Origin of the sequence: Jejuia spongiicola (genome assembly GCF_023502325.1) — a bacterium.
In the GTDB taxonomy this organism is placed as follows: domain Bacteria; phylum Bacteroidota; class Bacteroidia; order Flavobacteriales; family Flavobacteriaceae; genus Wocania_A; species Wocania_A spongiicola.
The window spans coordinates 1-25,417 of record NZ_JAMFLZ010000004.1 but is presented as its reverse complement, the minus strand read 5'-3'; the positions used below and the strand labels follow the sequence as shown (position 1 = coordinate 25,417).

The window sequence follows — 25,417 nt, the reverse complement described above, 5'->3', positions numbered from 1 at the left end:
CACTTTAAAATTTAATACACATGCAATTAAGTACCGTTTCAGAATTATTATCGCAAAAGATAGCTACACCCGAAGTAGAAGTTAAAGGATGGGTAAGAACTTTTAGAGCTAATCGTTTTATAGCTTTAAACGATGGTTCCACTTTAAATAATATACAATGTGTAGTAGATTTTGAAAATACTGACGAGGCCATATTAAAACGCATAACAACTGGTGCAGCTATGCATATAAAAGGCGAGCTGGTAGAGAGTCAAGGAAAAGGTCAAAAGGTTGAAATTAATGTAAATTCAATTGAGATTTTAGGCGATTCGGACCCTGAAACGTTTCCTATTCAACCAAAAAAACACTCCTTTGAATTTTTAAGAGAAAATGCTCATTTGCGAACACGTACTAACACTTTTAGTGCTGTGATGCGTTTGCGTTCTGCACTTTCTTTTGCTATACATAAATACTTTAATGAGAATGGATTTTACTACATGCACGCGCCAATTATAACAGGTAGTGATGCTGAAGGTGCAGGCGAAATGTTTAGAGTAACAAATTTAGATGATAAAAATCCGCCATTAAATGATGACGGCGAAGTTGATTATAAAGAAGATTTCTTTGGAAAAGAAACCAACTTAACTGTTTCTGGACAATTAGAAGCTGAAACCTATGCCATGTCTCTTGGTAAAGTTTACACTTTCGGACCAACATTTAGAGCAGAAAACTCAAATACTTCACGTCATTTAGCAGAATTCTGGATGATTGAACCCGAAGTTGCTTTTATGGATTTAGCAGGTAACATGGACTTAGCAGAAGATTTTATGAAATCTGTAATTAGCTATGTTTTAGAGAATAATCATGACGATTTAGAATTTTTAGATAAACGTTTACAAGACGAAGACAAAACAAAACCGCAGGCTGAACGTAGCGATATGAGTTTAATAGAAAAGTTAAAATTTGTTACCGAAAACAATTTTAAACGTGTTAGTTACACTGAAGCCATAGACATTTTACGTAATTGTAAGCCAAATAAGAAAAAGAAATTTAAATACATTATAAACGAATGGGGTGCCGATTTACAAAGCGAGCATGAACGTTTTCTTGTTGAAAAACATTTTAAATGTCCTGTTATTTTATTTGATTATCCAGCAAATATTAAAGCTTTTTATATGCGTTTAAATGAAGATGGAAAAACGGTTCGTGCCATGGATATACTATTCCCTGGTATTGGAGAAATGGTAGGTGGATCACAGCGTGAAGAACGTTTAGAAGTGCTAAAAGAAAAAATGAAAGCGTTAGATATTGATGAAAAAGAATTATGGTGGTATTTAGATTTACGTAAATATGGTACTGCAGTACATTCTGGTTTTGGTTTAGGTTTTGAACGATTGGTTATGTTTGCAACAGGAATGAGTAACATTAGAGACGTAATTCCTTTTCCAAGAACACCTCAAAATGCTGAATTTTAACATATCTATAAAAAAGAATCGTTACTTGGTAACTAAGAGATAAAAGTTTTTTTTACTTTTATCTTAAACCAAATCGTATATATGCTCAAACAACACTTACAATTTAAATTATCACAAAAACTGTCGCCGCAGCAAATTCAATTAATGAAATTGATTCAGCTGCCTACACAAGCGTTTGAGCAACGTTTAAAACAAGAGCTTGAGGAGAACCCTGCACTTGAAGGAGGTAAAGAGGAACATGATAGTGATTACGATTCTGATTTAGATAACTCTACTGACGATTTTAATGACAATGAAACTATAAATACCGAAGACATTAATGTTGATGAGTATTTAAGTGATGATGAAATTCCTGATTATCGTACACAAGTAAATAATTATAGTAGCGATGATGATGAAAAAACAATTCCTTATGCTGCAGGAACATCGTTTACACAGCATTTAATCAATCAATTAAATACGTATCGCTTATCCGATGAAGAACGTGATATCGCTGAATTTTTAGTAGGAAGCGTAGATGAAAGTGGATATATACGCCGTTCGTTATCTGATATTACAGATGATTTAGCATTTACTCAAAATGTTTACACAGACGAAGAAAAGGTAGAATCTGTTTTAAACATTGTACATCAATTAGATCCAGCGGGTGTTGGAGCACGAAGTTTACAAGAATGTTTAAGTATTCAACTGCATAGAAAAGAAAAAACAGCAGATTGTGAATTAGCAATAAGTATTATTGATAATGCTTTTGATCAATTTACAAAAAAACATTACAAAAAATTGCTTCTAAAGTTTGACATAACTGAAGAACAGCTGAAAGATGCTATTTCAGAAATAGAGCATTTAAACCCGAAACCTGGTGGTTCTTATGCTGGAAACAATAGAATTGTTGAACATGTTGTACCAGATTTTGCCATTAAAATTGTTGATGGAGAATTAGAACTTACACTTAATGGTAGAAATGCTCCAGAACTTCATGTCTCCAGAGAGTATAATAATATGCTTAAGGGCTACAAAGACAGCAAAGAAAAATCGAGCTCTCAAAAAGATGCGGTTATTTTTATTAAGCAAAAATTAGATGCAGCAAAATGGTTTATTGAAGCTATAAAACAGCGCCAACAAACATTATTTGTAACCATGAGCGCTATTATGCATTATCAAAGTGAATATTTTTTAACAGGCGACGAACGCACTTTAAAGCCAATGATCCTTAAAGATATTGCAGATGAAATTTCTATGGATGTTTCAACAGTATCCAGGGTAGCAAATAGTAAATATGTTGATACGCCTTACGGAACAAAATTGATTAAAGAATTCTTTTCTGAATCGATGAAAAACGATCAAGGTGAAGACGTATCAACAAGAGAAATAAAGAAAATTTTAGAGACTGTTATTGATGAAGAGGATAAACGCAAACCATTAACTGATGAAACTTTAGCAGGTATTTTAAAAGAAAAAGGTTACCCAATTGCAAGGCGTACCGTTGCTAAATACAGAGAGCAATTGGACATTCCAGTAGCACGTTTACGCAAAAAAATATGATAGATCGTATTTTAAAAAGCATCTCGTATATTTTTCACCCTTTATTAATGCCATTATTAGGTGTTGCTTTTTACTTCATAAAAACACCACGATTTATTCCTAATGAAATTATTCAGGCAAAATTAATTTCACTTTTTATTTTAACCATTGTTTTGCCAATATTACTATACTTTTTATTAAAAACTTTAGGCAAGGTTAAGTCGATTCATTTAGAAAGCACTAAGGAGCGAGTTTTCCCTTTAATACTCAACTGTATAGTTATCCTTTTGGTGCTTCAGCGCATTATTACTCCAAATCAAATTATTGAGCTCTATTTCTTTTTCGTTGGCATATTAATTTCAACATTAGCTTGTTTAATTTTGGCCATTTTTAAATTTAAAGCTAGTATTCATATGATTGCAGTATCCGGCTTATTTATGTTCTTTATAGCTTTGAGCATTCATTTTAACATTAACATCAATGATGAATTAGCGTTAATGTCTATAATTACTGGAGCTGTAGCGACTTCAAGATTACACCTTAATGCACATACTTATAAAGAATTAATTATTGGCTTTATTATTGGTATGTTTCCGCAGCTAATTTTAGTAAATTACTGGTTATAGGAGAATCCCATATCGTAAGGTTGAAAAAAGTATTTATAGAATATAAAACATCAACCCAACCTTAATAGCGTTTATATCTATTTTATTCCCATTTATTTTGGTATCACTAGAAAATATAGGATTCAAAGCATAATATAAATGTAGATTCCATGTGCCATAACCTACACTTAATGTTAATCCGTATTGAAAGTCATTAAAACCACTAACATTATTGTATTTAAAAGCTCCTAAGTCTCCAACATGCTTGGTTGTGCTCGCAAGTACATATCCTAGCTTAAAACCTGTATAAATACGCCAAAAATCGTAATTAGCTACCGTAGATGTACGCCATCTAAATTCAATTGGCAATTCAACCAAATGCATTGAGAATTTATTTTTAGAATATGTATCACTATCTGTTAAAATACTATACTCGAAGTTTCTAGAATTATCTTTATTAACAAGTAAGTTTTGATTAAATGAATTTGCTGAATACCCAATACCTATTCCTATAGACACATTCCTGTTCTGATTAATTGGCATATCCTTAATATATCCTAAATGAAACCCAGATGAAAACCCACTTTGTTTTAAATCGTTTGGAATGCTTCCTAATAAATTATAAGTTATTCCAATATAAAAATGATCTTCCTTGTAAAGCGAGTCAACAGCTTTATTTTGGACTTCTTGAGAAAAAACGCATTGAAAACCCAGTATAAAAAGCACAATAAAAAAGAGGTTCTTCATTTTATTTATATCCATTTATTATAGTAACATACAAGTATAATTAAAATTGCATTGCAATTAAAAAATAAAAAGCGTTTTGAATCATCAAAACGCTTTTTATAATATAAAATTAAGATTTCTTATTCCATGTTGCTCAATGCATCTCCAGCGCCGGTGGTATAATTAATTTTTAATGCATTTACCTTTCTCAGCTCTTGTTTAACATCTCCAACAATCCCCATATTAGCATCTTTATCTACTTTTAAAGATACTGTTAAGTAAGGAATTAATTCTTCTCTTATGGCTAGTCTTTCAGCATCGATGAATCGTCCAACCTCAGAAACATCAGCAAATTTATCATTAAGCTGAATTCTTGCAACATTACCGAACTTTTTATAATTAGCACTTGGTTTACCCATATATATATAGCTAATTGGGTATTTTTTATCCAGTTTTTCAACTTGATCTGCAAGCGGTAATTGATTTTGTATTTTAAGTGTATCTTCTCTCATTACGGTAGCAACCATAAAAAAGAATAATAACATGAATACAATATCTGGTAATGATGCTGTATTAACAGGAGGCAACCCTCCATCTTTTTTCTTTTTAAATTTAGACATAATCTTTAATTTATTTAATTCTAAATTATTCTACAACTTCTGAAAGCTTTTGAGGTATTTCAAGTTTTATTTGATCAATAACCTCTTTTAACTTTTCTTTATTACCATTCCACCTAACGTCCTTATAATTGTTTTGCATCTTAATGAAGTCCATATCACTAAACCCTTTTTGAGGACCTACCTGAAGTGCTCTTCTGTTTCTTAATTCATTATAAGCTGCAACCAATTCGTTTTGAACAGAAATATAAGCTGCGTAAGATGTTTCACGGTCGTTCTTTAAAGATATAATAGCCTTGTCTGGGTTATCTGATGATGCTGGGTCTTTCTTGCCATCACAATAATCACAAGTACCATCACCTCCATTGTCTAAAAATTCAACAGCGGCTTTGCGCAAATCTTTAATATTCATTCTTTCGTCTTCAACCAATAAATCATTGTTTTTGTTCAATGAAACAGTAAAAATATTTTTCTGTTTTATAATTGGTGGTTCTACTTCACTATCATCAATAGGAGGTAGCTTACGGTTAATACCAGAATCTTTCTCAATAGTTGTTGTAACTAAGAAAAAAATTAATAGTAAGAAGGCAATGTCGGCCATTGAGCCTGCATTAACTTCTGGTGCTGCTCGTTTTGCCATATTACCTTATCATTTTTTTTATTCCGAAAAACAGCATTGAGCCTCCAGCAATAGCAAGTAGGAAATAAAATAAATATAATCCTGCTCCTAATAATTGCGAACCTCCTGCAGACAACATGTCTCCATCTTTTAATTCTGTTTCCACGCCATTAGCAAATCCAAAATAGCTAATAAGAGCTAATAAGGCGAATACCCCAACGCCTTTAAGCGTACTCTTAAGTGTTTCAGAATTACTAAAGATATTTTTTAAACTAAAGATAACAACAAAGGCTAAAGTTAAAATCAAAACTAAGTATCCAATGTACATAAACGTGTTTACTGTACCACTAGACTCTCCTGCTTTGATAGCATCATCGCCAGTTGATATTATCATTGCTAGAAATATAATAGAAAGAACTCCTACTATTGCTAACAATATGGTTAATATTTTTTTCATAATACTTACAATTTTAAATTATTACTTCTTTTGTCTAATTAGCAAATCCATTAACGTAATAGAAGCGTCTTCCATATCGTTAACAATGCTATCAATTTTCGCAATAATATAATTGTAAAAAATTTGAAGTATAATTGCCACAACTAAACCAAATACAGTTGTTAAAAGTGCTACTTTAATACCACCGGCAACTAATGACGGGTTCATATCTCCAGCAGCTTCAATTTTATCAAAAGCTTGAATCATCCCTATTACAGTTCCCATGAAACCTAACATTGGTGCTAAGGCAATAAATAAAGATATCCAAGATACATTTTTCTCTAATTGACCCATTTGTACACCACCATAAGCTACAACAGCTTTTTCAGCAGCTTCAATACCTTCGTCTGTTCTATCTAATCCTTGGTAGAATATAGACGCAATAGGTCCTTTTGTATTTCTACAAACTTCTTTTGCAGCTTCAACACCACCAGATGATAATGCGTCTTCTACATTTTGAGTTAATTTTTTAGTATTAGTTGTAGAAAGGTTTAAAAAGATAATTCTCTCGATAGCTATTGCTAATCCTAATATTAAACATAATAATACAATCCCCATAAATCCAGGACCTCCTTCAACGAATCTCTTTTTCAAATCTTGATGAAAACTCGCTTCTTCAGCAGGAGCTTCATTGGTTTCTTGAGTAATAGTTGCTACAGTAGTCGTTGCTGTAGTCGCGTTTGCATTTGTTGTTGCATTAACAGTTCCGAACGCCATTATTCCTGTAATGGCTAGGATAGAAAATAATCTTTTCATGTTCTCGATCTTAATTTTATTAGTTAAAGTGTTAAAGATATAAAAAAAAAGCAATTAAAAAATAAAAATAACAGCAGAGAGGAAGGGATTCGAACCCTCGATACGCTATTAACGCATACACGCTTTCCAAGCGTGCGCCTTAAGCCACTCGGCCACCTCTCTGTATTTCACAGTACTTTTAATTACGGTGGCTCAAATAACAAAAAAAAATCAAGGTGTTAAAATTTTAACAGTTAATTTTAAGATATTTCTCCTCTTAAACCCATTTCATAACTGGTTTTGAAGGTTTTACTCGAAATATTTTGCCCTAATAAATACATTAATTTACTAATAGCAGCCTCTGTTGTGATGTCTTTTCCTGAAATAACGCCTATTTTTTTTAGCTGGTTACTCGTTTCATAATGCCCCATAATAACTCCACCTCCCGAACACTGCGTTACATTTATAATATGTATCCCTTTTGATATTGCATTTTTCAGCAAAGTAACAAACCAATCTTCAGTACTACAATTACCGGCTCCATAGGTTTCTAAAATAACACCTTTCAAATCAGGAGTATTAAAAATACTCTGTAAAACCTGCTCTGAAATTCCTGGAAATAGCTTTACCAACGCTATATTCTTATCTAAATTTTTATGAACAACTAAGCTTTTTTTTAAATTAGGCTTAAACAAATATTCGTTGTTGACTTTTAAATGTACTCCAGACTCTGCTAGGTCTGGGTAATTTAATGAAGCAAAAGCTTCAAAATGTTCTGCATTAATTTTTGTTGTTCTATTTGCTCGATACAATTTATATTCAAAATACAAACACACTTCTTTAACTACTGGTCTTTTTCTATGTCGTAATGATGCGACTTGTATTGAGGTAATTAAATTTTCTTTGGCGTCTGTTCGTAAATCACCTATAGGTAGCTGTGATCCTGTAAAAACTACTGGTTTTGCAAGGTTTTCTAACATAAAACTTAATGCCGATGCTGTATAGCTCATGGTATCACTTCCGTGCAACACAACAAAACCATCATTCTGATCATAATTTTTCTCAATTATTTCTGCAATTTGCACCCAATATTTAGGGTTCATATTACTAGAATCAATAGGTTCTTTAAATGAGATTGTATCTATATTACAATCTAATAAGTTTAGCTCTGGAATTCTCTTTAAAAGGTTTTTAAAATCGAAAGCTCGAAGAGCTCCTGTTTTAAAATCTTTAATCATACCTATAGTTCCGCCAGTATATATAAGTAATATATTAGGTTTGGTATTTGCCATAATTTTAAATTTTAAAAACAGATTTTGAATTTTCGGTTGTGACTTTAGCTATATCTTGTTGAGACATATTATATAGGTCTGATAACTTTTCTAACACCTTTATTATATATGAACTTTCGTTTCGCTTACCTCTATAGGGAACGGGAGACAAATATGGGGCATCGGTTTCTAAAACTATGTGTTTTAAATCGATTTGATTTAAAAACTTATCAATCTTTCCGTTTTTAAAAGTAACCACTCCTCCTATACCTAATTTCATATTGTAGGATATAGCCTGATGTGCTTGTTCTATAGTTCCTGTAAAGCAATGAAATATCCCAAACAAATCGTCACTCTTTTCTTCTTCTAAAACTTCAAATATTTCATCGAAAGCATCACGACAATGAATAACAATTGGTAACTGGTATTTCTTTGCTAATTGAATTTGATGCTTAAAAGCCTTTTTTTGAATATCTAGAGTAGATGTATCCCAATATAAGTCAATCCCTATTTCTCCAATAGCATAAAAACTTCTTTCTGCAAGCAACTTTTCAACATGCTTTAATTCTTCAATATAATTATTCTTTACATGCGTTGGATGCAAACCCATCATTAAAAACATATAATCTGGGTATTTTTTTTCAAGTTGAAACATGGCATCTGTATAGGTAGAGTCTATTGCTGGAATAAAAAATCGTATTACGCCTAGCTCAATAGCACGATTTATTATCTGCTCTCTATCTTCATCAAAAGACTCGCTATATAAATGAGTGTGGGTATCTGTTATTATCAAATTTTATTATTTTATGTGGTATCATTAGCATTATTTTGTAAAAATAATTGTTTTACATCATTATATTTGTTTAAAACTAAATTAGATGCAATCTCACCAGCAATTTTTACTAGATAAAGGCTACACAAAAGTAAAATTGAAGCTTACTAAAACAAATCATTTTGAAGTCAAGGCGACTATTAATGGTGTAAAAGGTCTTTTTATTTTAGATACAGGAGCATCTAGTTCATGTGTGGGGTTTGAGGCTGTTGAAAATTTTAACCTATTAGCCGAAGATTCTTTAATTAAAGCAGCAGGTGCTGGTGCTATAGATATGGATACTAAAATGGCAAAGAAAAATAAAATTAAAATAGGCAAATGGAAGCATAATAAAATTGTTTTGGTTTTATTTAACCTTTCGCACGTTAACACTGCCCTTATAAATCATAACGCAAAACCTGTTGATGGTATTATTGGTGCAGATATTTTAAAAAAAGCAAAAGCTATAATTGATTACGAAAAGAAATATTTATACCTAAAACTATAAGAATCTATAGTTTTAATCCTTACATTTATAATATAATTATATAGCAAAATAATCCCTACCAATTAATTAATGAATCATAGCATTGTAATTGCAGACGACCATCCGCTAATGTTAAGAGGTCTATCCGATTTTTTAACCTCAAAAGGTTTTAATATTGTTGGGAGTGCTCAAGACGGAAATGCTGCTTATAATCTTATCGTAAAATTAAAACCTGAAATTGCCATTCTAGATATAAGAATGCCTCACAAAACTGGTTTAGAAATTGCAGAAGCTTGCAAAAAGAACAATCTTAATACCAAAGTTATTTTAATAACCTTTGATAAAGAAGAGGAAGTTTATGACAAGGCTTTAGAGTTTGGTGTTTACGGATATATTTTAAAAGAATTTGCTATTGAAGAAATTGAAACTTGCATTAAACACGTTGTAAATAACAAGTCGTATTTTAGTGAAGAAATTGCTGATTATTTAAGCGCTAGTCAACAAAAGCCAGATGCTTTAGCTTCCTTAAGTAAATCTGAGTTAAAAATTGTTAAGCTTATATCTGAAAATAAAACCAGCCATGACATTGCCAACGAATTAATAATTTCTGTAAGAACTGTAGAAAAGCACAGAAGTAATATTGTAGCAAAATTAGGGTTAGACAACAAACCTACCTCCCTTTCAATTTGGGCGAACTTAAATAAAGACTTTCTTTAAAAATACGTAGAAGTACGTATTTTTTTTATCAATACTATATTATACTTTTACAGTGCTATTAATTAGTTCTTAGGGAGAATTATTGAAGGCTCTAAATTGTAATGATTTAGAGCTTTCTTTTGTTTAATAATAATATCTATCTAAAAAATACGTAGAAGTACGTATTTTTTTTATCAATACTATACTATACTTTTACAGTGCTATTAATTAGTTCTTAGGGAGAATTATTGAAGGCTCTAAATTGTAATGATTTAGAGCTTTTTTTATTTAATGATAATATCCATCTAAAAAATACGTAGAAGTACGTATTTTTTTTATCAATACTATACTATACTTTTACAGTGCTATTAATTAGTTCTTAGGGAGAATTATTGAAGGCTCTGTGTTTTTCACAATACAGAGTCTTTAAAAAAAAGAGAACTAATTTACCCCAAACCTGTCTTTATATATACAAAATGGAAAGAAATAATACTCTTGAAAAATTTTTTGCAATAGGACTAATAATATTGGTTTTAATTGTGATTTCAATTAATATTCTTGTTACCTTTTTTTAGTTTTAGTTAGTCTTTAAAAAAGAATTAATTGAAAAAAAAAGCCACCTAAAGAAGGTGGCTTTTTTTGTATATAAAAACTTAATATTACTAAAGCTCTAATGCTTTTTTAATATCGTTATTCATTAATAATTCTGTTGGGTTTTCTAAAGCTTCTTTAACAGCTACTAAGAACCCTACACTTTCTTTACCATCAATAATTCTATGGTCGTATGATAATGCCACATACATAATAGGTCGTATTTCAACTTTTCCATCAATAGCTACTGGTCGTTCAACAATATTATGCATTCCTAAAATACCGCTTTGTGGTGGGTTAATTATTGGTGTAGATAACATACTTCCAAAAACACCTCCGTTAGAAATGGTAAATGTTCCTCCTGTCATTTCATCAACAGTAATTTGTCCGTCGCGAGCACGAATAGCTAACCTTTTCACTTCAGATTCAACACCTCTAAAGCTTAAATTTTCAACATTCCTCATTACAGGAACCATAAGTCCTTTTGGTCCAGAAACTGCAATGCTAATGTCGCAAAAATCATAAGAAATCATTTCTTTTCCATCAATCATAGAATTCACAGCCGGATACATTTTTAAAGCTCTAACTACAGCCAAAGTAAAGAAACTCATAAACCCTAAGCCAACACCATGTTTTGCTTTAAAGGTTTCTTTATACTCTCTTCGTAATGCGAAGATTGGAGACATATCAACCTCATTAAATGTGGTTAACATAGCTGTTGTATTTTTAGCTTCAACTAAACGTTCTGCTACTTTACGACGCAACATAGACATTTTACTTCTAGAAGTCCCTCTGCTTCCTCCTGTTGGCGTTCCCATACTAGGCACCGCATTTACAGCATCTTCTTTTGTAATACGACCATCTTTTCCTGTTCCAGAAACTGAAGCTGCATCTATTCCTTTTTCGGCTAAAACTTTTTTAGCTGCTGGACTTGCTGTTCCTGTAGCATATGTTTTGTTTTCATTAGTACTCAAACTAGCACTTTTCTTTTCAGCTTTTGGGTCTTCTTCCTTTTTTTCTTCTTTTACAGCATCTCCTCCTTCTGGTTTTTCTGCACTAGTGTCAATTAAACAAACTACTGCTCCTACAGCAACAGCATCTCCTTCTTCTGCTTTAAGCGTAATTGTTCCGCTAACCTCAGCTGGTAATTCAAGGGTTGCTTTATCACTATCTACCTCGGCAATAGCCTGGTCTTTTTCTACATAATCTCCATCTTCAACTAACCATGTTGCTATTTCTACTTCTGTAATAGATTCCCCTGGTGATGGTACTTTCATTTCTAAAATCATGCTCTATAATTTGAATTGTATATGAATTTTATAAATATCGCTTTTTAATTTTCGTTATTGAAAACAGCATTTATAACGCGTTGTTGTCTTCTCTTATCTCTTGTACTAGATCCTGGTGCTGGCACAGAACTATATGGTCTGGCACAAACATTTAATTTAACCAAATCTAAGCGTTCCATTATATGGCTCCAAGCTCCCATATTTTTCGGTTCTTCTTGAGCCCAAACATAATTTTCGACATTTGAATAACGGTCTATCACTTGCTGAATTTTATCTAAATGCAACGGGAATAATTGTTCTATTCTTACCAATGCTACATCTTCATTATTCAATTTTTCTCTTTCAGCTAATAAGTCATAATAGAATTTTCCTGTACAGAATACTAATTTTTTTATGCTCTTTGGATTTACCGTATCATCTATAACCTCTTCAAAAGTGCCTGTTGCTAATTCTTTTATTGATGAAACTGCTTTTGGGTGACGTAATAAACTTTTTGGCGTAAATACGATTAAAGGTTTTCTAAAATCACGCTTCATTTGACGACGTAATAAATGGAAAAAATTTGCAGGTGTTGTACAATCTGCAACAATCATATTGTCCTCGGCACACAATTGTAAATAGCGCTCCATTCTTGCAGATGAATGCTCAGACCCTTGTCCTTCATATCCATGTGGCAATAATACAACAATACCATTTTGTGCTTTCCATTTATCTTCTGCTGCCGATAAATATTGATCGAAAATAATTTGAGCTCCATTACTAAAATCACCAAACTGCGCTTCCCAAATAGTTAAAGTATTAGGGTTGGCCATTGCATATCCATAGTCAAAGCCTAATACACCATATTCTGATAAAAAGGAATTATAAATATCCATTTTACCTTTGTTTTCTGGGTTTGTATTTAACAGATTTATGCGTTCTTCTGAAATCTCATCTCTTAAAATAGCATGACGATGACTAAAAGTACCACGTTCTACATCTTGTCCAGAAATACGGATGTTAAACCCTTCTTCCATCAAACTACCATAAGCTAAAGTTTCAGCCATTCCCCAATCAAGCATATCGGTTTCAAAAACCATTTTTGCTCTACCATCCAAAATGCGTTCTGCTTTACGTAAAAACTTAACACCTTCTGGCACTGTTGAAACCACTTTTGATATGTGCTCTAACTTATCTTTAGAGTAATTTGTATTAACAGATTCTAGCATAGAATCTATTCCTCTACGCTCAAACGCTGTCCAACGTTCTTGCATAAATTCTCTAACTTTAGATGAATCAGCTTCTTTTGATTTTGAATATTCCCTTTCTAAAGTATCCTTAAAGCTTAATACTATGTTATCTAAGTATGTTCTATCAATAGTGCTTTCCTCTATAAGTTTATCAGAATAAATTTTAAAAGGATTTGAATGCTTTGAAATATTTTTATATAATTTTGGCTGTGTAAATCTAGGCTCATCTCCTTCATTATGCCCATATTTTCTATACCCCAATAAATCTATATATACATCTTTTTTGTAACGCATTCTGTATTCTAAAGCCATTTCAACTGCATGAACAACAGCTTCAGCATCGTCAGCATTTACATGTAAAACTGGAGATAGTGTTACTTTAGCAACATCGGTACAATAGGTACTTGAGCGTGCATCTAAATAGTTGGTTGTAAAACCTATTTGATTGTTTACTACAATATGTATTGTTCCTCCTGTTTTATACCCATTAAGCTGGCTCATTTGTGCCACTTCGTATACAATACCTTGTCCAGCAATTGCAGCATCACCATGTACAATTATCGGAATTATTTTAGAATCATCACCTCCATAGTCGGAATCTATTTTTGCTCTTGTAATTCCTTCTGCTACAGAAGCTACCGTTTCTAAATGTGATGGATTTGGAACCAAATTCATCTTGATATTTTTTCCGTTTTGGTACGTTTTATCAAGCGTTAACCCCAAATGATACTTTACATCACCATCAATGTTTTCGTCTTCAAAATCTTTTCCATCAAACTCACTAAAAAGCTCTCTTAATGGTTTTCTAAAAATGTTTACTAGAGTGCTTAATCGTCCACGGTGTGCCATTCCTAAAACACATTCTTTTACACCATATTTTTCAACAGCGTAATAAAGCACATTGCTTAAGGCCGGGATTAATGATTCGCCTCCTTCTAACGAAAAACGTTTTTGACCAACATATTTTGTTTGTAAAAAGCTTTCGAAAGTAACAGCTTGATTTAATTTTGAAAGAATATACTTTTTTGTTTCAACCGAATAGTTAGGTTGATTGTCATTTTCGTTTAATTGGCTCTGCCACCATTTTATAACTTCTGGATTACGCAAATACATGTACTCTATACCTATAGAACTACAATAAATATCTTCTAAATGTACTACTATTTCACGCAAAGTTTTTGCGCCTATGCCTAAGATATCGCCAGCACTAAATACAGTATCTAGATCTCCTTCAGTTAGTCCAAAATTACTAATATCTAAAGTAGGTGTATATGTTCTACGCTCTCTTACAGGGTTAGTTTTTGTAAATAAATGTCCGCGTATTCTATACCCATCAATAAGCTTAACTACTTGAAATTCTTTTTGAACATGTTCTGGGATTTGAGTAGAAACCCCTTCAACAATTTCACCTTCTAATCCATAATTCTCGGAACCAAAATCGTAACCTTGAAAAAAAGCTCTCCAACTTGGTTCTACCGCGTCAGGATTTTGTAAATATTGCTCGTATAAATCAGCAAAATATGCTGTATGTGCTGCGTTTAAAAATGAAAATTTATCCATTATTATTTTTAATACCGTAAAGGTTAGTCAAAATATTTTTCAAAAATACAACTTTTACTAAAATTAGATGTTTCTTTTATTATATTTATAAGAATTATCAAATGTTTAAAAAATAAACAATCACTCTTTATTAAAATTTTGATTATTTCTTATTTTATATGATTACAAATTCATTCATTAACAAAAAAGTAAAACTTGTTTTTTTAACACTTTTTATAAGTTCAAATATTTTAATTGCACAGCAGCAAAACAGTGAATTTTGGGATCATGTTAGATTTGGCGGAGGCATAGGATTAAGTTTTGGTGATGGATACTTTAGTGGCACCATTGCTCCTAGTTCTATTTATGAATTTGATAATAATGTAGCTCTTGGTTTTGGGCTCAATGCTACATTTAACAAACAAAAAGGCGTTTACAAATCAACAATTCTTGGTGGTAGCATAATTGGTTTATTTAATGTTTTAACAGAATTGCAGCTTTCTGCAGAGTTTGAACAACTTAATGTTAACAGAACCTACGATGTTAATTTAAACTTAGGTAAAGAAAACTATTGGGTTCCTGCTTTATTTTTTGGAGCAGGTTACAGAAATGGCAATGTAACTTTTGGTGTTAGATACGATGTTTTATATGATGCCGATAAAAGTATTTATGCAGATTCTTGGGCACCCTTTGTGAGGTTTTATTTTTAACACGTAAAAAATTACCCTATTTGGTTTTATAAAAGCAAAGCCCCTGATTATAAAAACAACCAGAGGCATAGTGAAAAAAACTAACTCAAATAAAAATGTTACTTTGTGTATCCCATAATTTCTGCCATAGCTGCATTATCGGTACCGTCGTGTGATGCTTTTATTATAACCTTAAGGTATCTATATGTTTTTGCTGCCCCAAAATCTATGTCTTGCTCTGTGGCGACATTTTGTAATGCGAAATCACCCATACTTTCCCAAGTTGTATTATCAGAACTTATTTGTATTTCAATATCTTTTACAGCCCTAGACAATGTTTGCCTTTGAGCAAATCGTATGCCTTCAACTTCTATTTCTGCCCCCATATCTATAACAATATAATGCGGTGCTGTTGCTGTACAACCGCTCCAACAAGAATGCCAGTAAGTCTCTAAATTATCGTCTAAAATATCGGCAGCTCTACCAGTATCTCCTTCACCTCCATTGTCTTCTTGAGTACTAAAGTCTGAAATTGTCCATGTACTTCTGTCTAACAATGTTACTGGAGCAGGAGGGTCTGGAAGTTTAGGAATTTCTAGGGTAGTAAAATCTATATTGGGAGCAGCACCAGATGTCGTTCTCGTAAAAGCTGTATTAGGTTGCACATTAGCGTTAAAGAAACCACAGTTCTTTAAAAAGAACTTATTACCATTTGTACCTCCTTCAAAGTCTAATCTTTCTCCATTCGCAGCTGTTGCATCAACAGTAAATGTCCCGTTTGTCATTTCTGTCCATGTATTATCGGTAGTATATGCCCATTGGTTTCCGTAATTTACTTTTCTGGAAAGATATCCGGTGCTGGGATTAAAATTTTCTAAGAATGAGTGTAATCTTGATAAATGAGTGTCTGTTTTTGGTCTTCTTAGACTAGCAATTAATTGCCAATCTCCAACCTCAGGGTCATAAAAATATCCTGTATAATCTGTAGATCCAGAAACGCCAATAGAAGGCTCTCCTTTTAGTAAAAACTTATATGTTACCCCTGCTTTCCAATCTACATCAATAAAAGATTGTATGCCCGAACCTTCATTACCAAAATCCTGAACAGTTACTCCTGTTCCGTTTCCTAAATTAGTAACTTTATAATCTTCTGGTATTTGATTAGGATCATCGGTACTAAAGGCACTCCAAATGGAAAACAAAACACGCCTTTCTGTAGATGAATTAACTTGCATTCCGAAATAACCTTCAGCATGACCATTTGCCATAAAAAATGTACCTAATTGATCTTCCCCTTCAGGTACTGTAACCTCGTTATAAAACCATTGTACATTTTTACCCTCTGGTTCTTCATAGCTCATATGAACAGACGGACCTCTTCTTCCAAAGTGAAAGTTATTTGTAGGGACAAATGTAATTCCAGAACTTACTGCAGGTCCTCCAAAAAGAATTTCATTAATATCGCCAATGTAGTTTCCTGTTTTTTCTAACCCTTGAATTTCAATGTGATTATACCCTTCAGGAACAGTAAATGTTCCAACCTCTTCGGTTTTATATGTACTATTGGAAATAGTTATTTCTTTTGAAACACTCCCGACTGTTACCTTTATTTTAGATGTTTCTGGTGATTTAATTTTAAAACCTAAATTTAATTTACCTGCACCTGTTTTAACATAAGTACGAATAACGTCATCCAAAGATGTCCAATTATGTATTCCAGAATCAGATACAACACTATTATCTTGAGTTAAATTGTTTACTACCCAACTATTTGATCCTATCGGAATTGCTTTTGTTAACTCTAATGCTTCTGTTTCTTCTTCTAGTTCTATTTCTGAAGAACTATCATGTTGAGAACAAGAGCTGCAAGAAATTAAAATATTAATTAAGAATATTAATAGGAGGTTTGAACTCAATAAATTTATTCGTGTTTTTACTATATGCATGTTATAAATTATTAAAAACTTTATATAATTGATGTTTATTATTATTGTTTGAAATCAGCACAAGATTACCATCTACTGTTTTTAAATAGGTTAAAGCTCTAACATCAGAATCTGCGTATAAACCTATTTGTCTATTAGATATGTGTTTAAAATCTTTAGTTTTAGTTCCTTTAAAAAACACCCCGACTCCAGCATCAGCACGTGTTGTTTCAACTTCAGAATGATAATTATTGCCTGCCATTAAAAGGTCTTTTACATTATCTCCATCAAAATCCTTATAAATAATACTATTAATGGGAGCTGTTTGTGCTTCTATTGGAAATGCAGAAAAACTAAATTGATTATTTCCTTCATTAAAAAAAATACCTGATTGGAATTCTGTGGCTTCATAATGTAATGACGAATTAATACCCTCTCCTAAAATGCCCTTCAAATCTGAATTTGCAAAATCAGTATATGTTTTAATCTTTTCCTTTAGGAATGGCATTTGTTGCGAAGTACAAGATTTTCCTCTTACAGGAACTTGTTTTGAATTGTAATATTTAGCCAATACAATATCTTCTGTTCCATTATTGTCAAAATCATTAGTGTATATGTGAAACGGTTTTTCTTTTGAAGCATGAAATTTATAATTAAGGCCTAAGTTGCCAGCAATAATATCTTGATCTCCATCTCCGTCAATATCTTCAATTAGGATTTTATTCCACCAACCTTTTGCTAATGCTAAGTCAGAATAATTATAATCTCTTGAAAGATGTCCATTGTTATTTGCAAAAATTTCGATTCCCATCCACTCTCCAGTTATAATTAAATCTAAATCATTGTCATTATCTATATCATTCCATTGAGCATCTGTAACCATTCCTACTTTTTCTACATCTTGAGCATATTGTTTTGTACCATCAATAAAGGTTCCTTTTTCATTAATAAGAAGATAATTAACTGGGGCATATGGATATTTTCCAGGAATAACACGGCTACCTATAAAAAGGTCTATATCGCCATCATTATCATAATCTGAAGCACTTACAACTGAACCTGATGACTTTAATACTGGTAATTTTAAATTTGAGCGTTTAAAATTATAATTACCATGATTAATATAAAGTCTGTCTTGAAGCAAATCTGAATCCTCATCAAATTCATAGCTTCCGCTTACCACATATAAATCGTCGTCACCATCATTATCTGCATCAAAAAAACAAGCAGAAACATCTTCGTATTTACTGTCTTTTGTGAAATCTGATATAGATATTGCTTTAAAGTTTCCTTCTCTATTTCCAATTAATAGTTGAGCAGATTGCTGATGTGCCCCTCCTATAAAAACATCATCTAGCCCATCGCCATTTAAATCTGTAGACGCTACTGCCGGTCCTGTTTGTGATAATTTGTGAGGTAATAATAATTGTTTATCGTAATCTTTAAAAGGTATTTCTTGGTGTGAAAAATCAAAATCATACTCAGTAAATAGTTTTTCCTTTTTAGCTGTATTTGTATTTTCTGCAAGCTTAATACTTTCTGAATGGTTAACTATTAAGGTTTGATTTGCTTTAACATTCTTTAAAGTTTGTGTTTTACCATCATTCCAAACAATTTCTATTCTAGGAATTGTAGCGTCTAACCCTAACCCAAAGTGTAATGTATTTGACATTGAAGACAAATAACCTCTAGAATTTACTAGTTCTCTGGTTAATACCTGTCCGTTTTTTTGATGTATTTTAACAGCTGTACCTACTCCAAATTTATTTTTTACAGCTCCTTTAAACTTGAATTTTATATAGTTATTCTTTGTTAGAGTAGTAGCATTATTACGTAGTATAGTAGCATTTTCATCTAAATTATTTGTAACAATATCTAAATCGCCATCATTATCTAAATCTACATATACAGCTCCATTTGAAAAGCTAGGAGATTCATCAGCCCAATCGTCTGTTTTATTATCAAATTGTAAATCGCCTTTATTTTTAAACAAATAATTAGTAAGTTTCTGCTGGGGTAATTTTTGTGTAAAATCAAAAAAATCTTTTTCTGTTAAGGTTGATTTGTTAGCATCAATGTATTTATTAATCTCAATATTAGTATCTCTATCTACAACATCTCTGTAAATACCATTTGTTATATAAATATCGTTTAATCCATCTAAATCAAAATCTGCCATAAGAGACGCCCAACTCCAATCGGTTTTTGCAACTCCAGACATATTTGCCACTTCACTAAAAGTACCATTACCATTATTTACTTGCATAACATTATGCATGTATTGGTGATGGTAATCTTTATCAATCATGTCTTGAAATCGATCTATAGACATCATAGACATAGTGGTTTTTGATCGAATATAATCATCTGGACTCATATCCAACACCAATAAATCTGACAGACCATCATTGTTAATATCAGCTATATCACTACCCATGCTATAATAAGAGATGTGTTTAAATAAGTGATTTCGATCATCTTTAAAAGTACCATCTCCGTTATTTATATAAGCGAAATCGGGTCCGATAAAATCGTTAGACACATAAATATCTGGCCAACCATCATTATTAAGGTCTCCAACTTGAGCATTAAGTCCAAATCCTAAGTCTGGCAGAATTCCAGCTTTTAAAGATACATCTGTAAAATACCCATTACCATCATTATTATATAATTTATCACTGCCTCTAAATGCTTTTGTTTCTTCGTTTTTTTGAATTTTTTCTAGATCAATTAATTTTCCAGATAATGCAAACCCTGAGGGTGCATTGGCTATATAAACATCTAAATCACCATCCTTATCATAATCAAAAAATGTTGATGCTATAGACCTATTTGTTTCGGCTAAACCATAAGCGCTAGCTTGTTCTGAGAAAGTAAGGTCTCCATTATTTATATAAAGCATATTGGCTAGTTTTTCGTCTCCATTGTACCAACCTGCTCTATTAATATAAATATCTAAAAACCCATCATTATTAACATCAGCTACAGATACACCAACATCAAATCCTACTCTTTTTTTAATACCTGCTTTTAAGGTAATATCCTCAAACTTAAAATCACCTTTATTTAAGAAGAGTTTATTATGGTATATATTGGATGTAAAAAAAAGATCTTCTAATCCGTCATTATTAAAATCGGCAGCAGCTACACCTCCTCCAATATAAATGTATAGGTATTTATAATAATGTATTTTTTCAGATTCTAAAATTTTATTTTCAAAAGTGACACCTGTAATTTCAGTTGGCACTTTTGAAAATAATTTTTCTGCTTGTAATGTATCAATTGATTTTTGACACGAAAACACAAGAAAAAAAAACACTAAAACTATTCTATATTTATATTGTATATACCTCATAAACCATAATATAATAAAAAAGCCCCCCGAAAGGGGCTTAACTATTAATTATCTAATCGTTTTGAATTAAACTTGGTTGCAGAATAATTTGCTGCTCTGGAATAAATTCAATAATTCTATTATTATTTGCTTGTATCTCGAAAAATGGATTAGATCCATTTAAATGCGTACCTGGATAACGACGGTTCATAGTACGTCCGTTTCTATATACATCGTAACGCCTATGACCCTCGTAGGCCAATTCTAATCTACGTTCTTCTAAAACTACATCTAACACTGTTTTCCCAGATGGGATAGTTCCTAAAGTATATTCTGGAATACCAGCTCGATCTCTTAAAACATTAATTTCGTCTAAGGCCGCTTGATCTTGGCCTCGTTTTGCTAACGATTCTGCTTTATTAAGATACATTTCTGCTAAACGCGATACCATTGGAGACCACATATGTACATCGTCTTCTTGTAATGATGCTTTAAGAATAAAGAACTTAGGATGACCATTTCGTTTCTGTAAATCAAAATCTTTTATAACATCCTGTCTTCCATTGGGTCCATTAAAATAATACACTGTTTTCCCTCCAGCAACTTCAGATTCTACAGTATATGTTGTACCTCCATCTGTAAATGTAGTTACGCCTCCAGCTTCTGTTGTATTTCTAAATTCGTACTTATATTCATCGTTTACCCAGTATACTGCAGGAACTTTTCCACCACTACCATCATCTGTATATTGTGGTGCAATAAATGCTTTTCTAGCATCAGTAGGGTTTTGTTCGATTAAATCTAAATAAGATCTAGAAGCATACATTTCTCCCCAACCAGAACCTTCAATACTTGCATAAAACGATCCAATTGTAAACCAGTCATCCCATTGACCTAAAAGATCTGATGCACTACTTAAAGTAACTGCAAAAATAGCTTCTGCATTATTGTTTGGTATCAATTTATTCATTTCTTGAAATTCGCTGTTAGACAATAAACTGTATTGTCCAGAGCCTATAACCTTATTGGCATACTCCTCCGCTTTTACATCATCACCCATGTATAAATACACTCTCGACAATAAAGCCTGTGCTGCCTCTTTAGAAGCATAAGATGCTCCTTTATTAATAGTCATTAAGCTTTCTGCTTTTAGCAAATCGCTTAGAACTTGATCATAAACATCTTGTACCGTATGCCTATCTGGTCTATCTTCTGTATCTGAAGTTAATTTTAGTGGTACCGACAGGTTCGAACTACCTTGGCTATATGGCTTTCCAAAAACATTTCCCATTTGAAAATACACCAACCCTCTTAGGTAATAATTTTCTCCTAACAGCTGATCTTTATCATCTGATTCTCCTTCTGGAATTTTTTCAATCATTACATTGGTTCCTACTGCAATTTTATAAGAATTACTCCAAAACCTAGCAACCCTTGAATTTGTAGGTATAGATTGATAATTATATAAGAAAAACAAGTGATCGGTTGTACCTCCACTAAGTGTTACATTATCTCCAGCATATTCAGATATTCTATGTAAGTCGTCTACCCATCCATCATACCCTACATTTCCTTTTAGTAAGGCGTAATTACCAACAGTAGCTGTTTCAATAGATCCTGGGTCTGATAATAAATCATCTACTGCTATTTGATCGTAAGGATTTCTTTCCAATTCGCATGATACTAATAGTAGTGCGATAATTGGTAATAATATTATAATTTTTTTCATCTTTCTTTTTTTTATTAAAATGATACATTAACGCCAAAAACATAACGTTTTGGTATTGGATAACTTAAACTAGCGCTTCCGCCTAAACCTCCTACACTTGGGTCAACACCACTATATTTAGTAAATGTAAATAAGTTATCTCCTGAGACGTATACATTAACATTACTCACTCCTAATTTGTTAAGCACCAGCTGAGGCAAATTATAAGATAATGTAACATTACGCATTCTTAAATAACTACCATCTTCTAAATAACGTGATGATGGTTTGTTAGAATTGTTATTACCTCCTTCTATAGCTTGTGGGTGTGTAGCTATATCCCCTGGGTTTTGCCATCTTGTCCAACCATCTTTTAATACTTGCTGATTGAATGTTGAATAAAATCCGTCTGAATCAAATAATTCTCTTGATGAGTTGTAAATCTCTCCCCCTTTAGAAAAATCAAAATTAGCAGTTAAAGATATCCCTTTATAAGATAAGCTAGTATTAAAACCACCGATGAAATCTGGTGACGATTTATTGCCTAAAAACTGAGGTGTTGCGCTAGCATAATCACTTGTTTCTGAACGTGCTCCTGTATCTGGATCTACAACTTCCCAAAGTGGTTGCCCATTAGCTGGGTCAACACCTAGCCATTTTCTCATAAACCAAGAGTCAGCATCTTCTCCCACTTTCCAGATCTTACTTCCTTGTGGTAATTCATCAGCTTCAAATAATTCAGTAACTTCATTTGTATTGAAACCTATATTAAAGCCTAGATTCCAATTAAAATTATCATTTCGAATAATATCAGCAGAAACTACTGCCTCAATTCCACTGTTTTTGACACCACCAATATTCTCCCAAAAACCACTAAATGCAGTAATGTCTGGTAGACTAACAAAATATAAAAGGTCTGAAGTATCTTTATTATAATACTCAACTGTGGCATCTACTCTATCAAATAATCTAGCATCTATAGCAATGTTCGTTTCATATGATTTTTCCCAACCCAAATCTGGATTTGCAAATTGATTAAGAACAGCTCCAGGAATTCCAATGTATTGAGTATTTACTCTATAAGTTCCTTGATATGGATATAATGATGAAGGTCTATTTCCTACTGAACCATAACTAGCTCGCAATTTCAATTCGTTAATAGCTTCACTATTGAAAAAGTCTTCATTATGGATTAGCCATCCTCCTCCAATAGAGAAAAAGTTACCATATTGATTATCTAAACCAAAGTTTGATGCTCCATCTCGACGTATTGAAGCTTTAGCAAAATAACGATCTCCAAAACCATATTCTGTAGATAAAAAATAAGACTGCAAAGCATAATCATTTTTAAACCCATTAATTGAACCAGGCTCACTAGTTGCATTTAAAATTTCTCCTCCAGGAATAATTCCATTTCCAGTAGCTCCAAAATCCTCATACACGTAATCGTTATATTCATAACCAGCCAAAGCTGTTACTGAATGCTCTCCAAATGTATTATTATACCTAAGCATTTGTGTTGTAAGCCTTGTTATTCTATTCGCTGTAAAATCATTTACACTACCGCCAGATGCCAAACCTCCATTAGATCTTGGGTCTGTATAAGATTTCGATAAAGAACGATAAAGTGTGAAATTATTAATCGACTTAAAAGTTAGATGAGGTACAATTTGATAGTCAAAATCAAAGTTAGCACTCATATTAAAGATATTGCTAGAAGAATAATTCCACTGTTGGTCGAAAAAATAGTTTCGCTTATCTCTACCTAACCAATCTTGAGACTGGTCTGCATTTATTGGAGTTCCATCTGCTTCAAATGGCACATCCCAAGGTAAGTTCAAATACAATTCGTATAAAGGAGCTTCTGCCACACGCTCTCTATCATCAAAACTAAATGACACTTTTGGCATTATCTTTAAGCGCTCAGAAATATTATAATCCAAATTCATACGAAATGTATAACGATCTAATTCATTACCACGTAAAGTACCAGATTCGTTATAGTAACCTGCATTAATGAATAAATTTAGTTTATCTGTTCCAGAAGTAAATGACACATTAGCATCCCTAACTATACCTGTTTGAGTTCCTAAATTAAGCCAATCTGTATCTCTTGTTAATAAGTCTGGAGTAAACCATGGGTTTGTATTTCCAAACTGCGTATGATAATCGTATAACTGTTGTGAATTCATCACTTCAAATTCTCCAGTATTAAACTCATTCATAGCTATTTTTGTATTAACAGTAACTTCAGACTTCCCAAGTTTACCTCTTTTTGTATTCACAATAACTACCCCATTTGCACCTCTCGAACCATATAAAGCAGTAGCTGAAGCATCCTTAAGTACAGAGATAGATTCTACATCATTTGGATTTACAATAGGCGTACCATGTTGAATTACACCATCAACAACCCATAAAGGAGTAACACGTCCACCCAAAGAGGCTCTACCTCGTATTAAAATACTTGGAGTAGCTCCTGGAGCTCCACTAGATGCTGCTACTTGCACCCCTGCAGCTTTTCCTTGTAACATAGAAGATACATCAGGTGTTGTAATATCCTTTAAATCATCAGATTTAATACTCACAACTGAGGATGTAATAGCTTCCTTTTTTTGAGTTCCATAGGCTACAACAACAACTTCATCTAAAGTGGAGGTATCGGTTTCTAAGGTTACATTAATAGTTGTTTGATTGTTAATAACAATCGTTTGAGTTTTAAATCCTAAAAAAGAAAATGTAAGCGCTGTTCCTCCATCTGGTACTTTAATAGAATAATTTCCATCAAAATCAGTAGTTGCTCCTGTAGAAGTTCCTTCTACAACAATGTTTACACCTATTGCTGGTGTATTGCTATCATCAAATACAGTTCCTGTTATTGTTTTGCCACTACTTTGTGCATGTGTCTCAAAACAAAAACAAGCTGTAGATAATAACACTAAAAAAGTAAATAGTTTTTTCATAAAATAGTTTTTAGTTTTAGTTATATATAGTTGTTAATTAGTTTAGTATGTTTCTTTCATCCAGTTATAAGGTTTACGTTTTACCCACATTCCTCTTGTAAAATCTGGAAAG

Annotated in this window: 19 protein-coding genes and 1 tRNA gene; 6 read left to right on the top strand and 14 right to left on the bottom strand. The window is 32.4% G+C overall.

The genetic code is table 11. The features are described from left to right. Nucleotides 1-20: 20 nt before the first annotated feature. The 3 genes from asnS (at nucleotide 21) to M3P09_RS09975 (ending at nucleotide 3,601) form a co-directional block, all read left to right on the top strand. A complete protein-coding gene (gene asnS / locus M3P09_RS09985) occupies nucleotides 21-1,454 on the top strand; it encodes an asparagine--tRNA ligase (protein ID WP_099563287.1) in 1,434 nt (477 codons plus the stop codon). 81 nt (nucleotides 1,455-1,535) lie between these two features. Further along, nucleotides 1,536-2,996: an RNA polymerase factor sigma-54 gene (gene rpoN / locus M3P09_RS09980; protein ID WP_249973031.1), complete on the top strand. Its 1,461-nt coding sequence runs from the start codon at nucleotides 1,536-1,538 to the stop codon at nucleotides 2,994-2,996. Beyond that, nucleotides 2,993-3,601, top strand: coding sequence for a hypothetical protein (locus M3P09_RS09975; RefSeq protein WP_249973030.1), 609 nt, complete (start codon nucleotides 2,993-2,995; stop codon nucleotides 3,599-3,601). The genes rpoN and M3P09_RS09975 overlap by 4 nt, the downstream gene beginning before the upstream one ends. A 33-nt stretch (nucleotides 3,602-3,634) precedes the next feature. Here the strand turns inward: M3P09_RS09975 and M3P09_RS09970 are convergent, their stop codons facing one another. The 8 genes from M3P09_RS09970 to M3P09_RS09935 form a co-directional block, all read right to left on the bottom strand. After that, on the bottom strand, nucleotides 3,635-4,327 hold the full coding sequence (locus M3P09_RS09970; protein WP_249973029.1) for a porin family protein: 693 nt from the start codon (nucleotides 4,325-4,327) through the stop codon (nucleotides 3,635-3,637). A gap of 119 nt (nucleotides 4,328-4,446) precedes the next feature. Beyond that, nucleotides 4,447-4,926 (bottom strand): ExbD/TolR family protein, encoded by a 480-nt coding sequence (locus M3P09_RS09965; protein ID WP_099563285.1) that lies wholly within the window; start codon nucleotides 4,924-4,926, stop codon nucleotides 4,447-4,449. A 25-nt stretch (nucleotides 4,927-4,951) separates the two neighbouring features. Next, nucleotides 4,952-5,563, bottom strand: coding sequence for an ExbD/TolR family protein (locus M3P09_RS09960; protein ID WP_099563284.1), 612 nt, complete (start codon nucleotides 5,561-5,563; stop codon nucleotides 4,952-4,954). Nucleotide 5,564: 1 nt separating this feature from the next. After that, nucleotides 5,565-5,999: a hypothetical protein gene (locus M3P09_RS09955; protein ID WP_099563283.1), complete on the bottom strand. Its 435-nt coding sequence runs from the start codon at nucleotides 5,997-5,999 to the stop codon at nucleotides 5,565-5,567. A 21-nt stretch (nucleotides 6,000-6,020) separates the two neighbouring features. Beyond that, nucleotides 6,021-6,794, bottom strand: coding sequence for a MotA/TolQ/ExbB proton channel family protein (locus M3P09_RS09950; protein ID WP_249973028.1), 774 nt, complete (start codon nucleotides 6,792-6,794; stop codon nucleotides 6,021-6,023). Between the two features lie 74 nt (nucleotides 6,795-6,868). Continuing rightward, nucleotides 6,869-6,956: transfer RNA gene (locus tag M3P09_RS09945), tRNA-Ser, on the bottom strand. A gap of 77 nt (nucleotides 6,957-7,033) precedes the next feature. Further along, nucleotides 7,034-8,065 (bottom strand): asparaginase, encoded by a 1,032-nt coding sequence (locus M3P09_RS09940; protein WP_249973027.1) that lies wholly within the window; start codon nucleotides 8,063-8,065, stop codon nucleotides 7,034-7,036. Nucleotides 8,066-8,069: 4 nt separating this feature from the next. Then, the gene (locus M3P09_RS09935; RefSeq protein WP_249973026.1) at nucleotides 8,070-8,837 is read right to left on the bottom strand and encodes a TatD family hydrolase; all 768 of its coding nucleotides are present in this window, start codon (nucleotides 8,835-8,837) and stop codon (nucleotides 8,070-8,072) included. Between the two features lie 85 nt (nucleotides 8,838-8,922). On the opposite strand from M3P09_RS09935, the gene M3P09_RS09930 reads away from it, so the two are divergent. Beyond that, on the top strand, nucleotides 8,923-9,363 hold the full coding sequence (locus tag M3P09_RS09930) for a retropepsin-like aspartic protease (RefSeq protein WP_249973025.1): 441 nt from the start codon (nucleotides 8,923-8,925) through the stop codon (nucleotides 9,361-9,363). Nucleotides 9,364-9,432: 69 nt separating this feature from the next. After that, complete coding sequence (locus M3P09_RS09925; RefSeq protein WP_099563278.1) at nucleotides 9,433-10,059, top strand: response regulator; 627 nt, start codon at nucleotides 9,433-9,435, stop codon at nucleotides 10,057-10,059. A 641-nt stretch (nucleotides 10,060-10,700) separates the two neighbouring features. On the opposite strand, the gene odhB is transcribed toward M3P09_RS09925, so the two are convergent. Both odhB and M3P09_RS09915 read right to left on the bottom strand, forming a co-directional pair. After that, the gene (gene odhB / locus M3P09_RS09920) at nucleotides 10,701-11,918 is read right to left on the bottom strand and encodes a 2-oxoglutarate dehydrogenase complex dihydrolipoyllysine-residue succinyltransferase (protein WP_249973024.1); all 1,218 of its coding nucleotides are present in this window, start codon (nucleotides 11,916-11,918) and stop codon (nucleotides 10,701-10,703) included. Between the two features lie 44 nt (nucleotides 11,919-11,962). Continuing rightward, nucleotides 11,963-14,707, bottom strand: coding sequence for a 2-oxoglutarate dehydrogenase E1 component (locus M3P09_RS09915; RefSeq protein ID WP_249973023.1), 2,745 nt, complete (start codon nucleotides 14,705-14,707; stop codon nucleotides 11,963-11,965). Between the two features lie 158 nt (nucleotides 14,708-14,865). On the opposite strand from M3P09_RS09915, the gene M3P09_RS09910 reads away from it, so the two are divergent. Further along, complete coding sequence (locus M3P09_RS09910; RefSeq protein ID WP_249973022.1) at nucleotides 14,866-15,396, top strand: alpha-ketoglutarate decarboxylase; 531 nt, start codon at nucleotides 14,866-14,868, stop codon at nucleotides 15,394-15,396. A 98-nt stretch (nucleotides 15,397-15,494) separates the two neighbouring features. On the opposite strand, the gene M3P09_RS09905 is transcribed toward M3P09_RS09910, so the two are convergent. From M3P09_RS09905 to M3P09_RS09890, 4 genes are read right to left on the bottom strand one after another with little or no spacing between them, the layout of a single operon-like run. Then, entirely contained in the window at nucleotides 15,495-17,321 is a 1,827-nt protein-coding gene (locus M3P09_RS09905) for a DUF3472 domain-containing protein (RefSeq protein ID WP_249973021.1), read from the bottom strand. Between the two features lies 1 nt (nucleotide 17,322). Continuing rightward, nucleotides 17,323-20,655, bottom strand: a complete 3,333-nt coding sequence (locus M3P09_RS09900) for a CRTAC1 family protein (protein ID WP_249973020.1) — start codon at nucleotides 20,653-20,655, stop codon at nucleotides 17,323-17,325. Between the two features lie 52 nt (nucleotides 20,656-20,707). Next, the gene (locus M3P09_RS09895) at nucleotides 20,708-22,363 is read right to left on the bottom strand and encodes a RagB/SusD family nutrient uptake outer membrane protein (protein ID WP_249973019.1); all 1,656 of its coding nucleotides are present in this window, start codon (nucleotides 22,361-22,363) and stop codon (nucleotides 20,708-20,710) included. A 14-nt stretch (nucleotides 22,364-22,377) separates the two neighbouring features. Next, on the bottom strand, nucleotides 22,378-25,305 hold the full coding sequence (locus M3P09_RS09890; RefSeq protein WP_249973018.1) for a SusC/RagA family TonB-linked outer membrane protein: 2,928 nt from the start codon (nucleotides 25,303-25,305) through the stop codon (nucleotides 22,378-22,380). Between the last annotated feature and the right edge of the window lie 112 nt (nucleotides 25,306-25,417).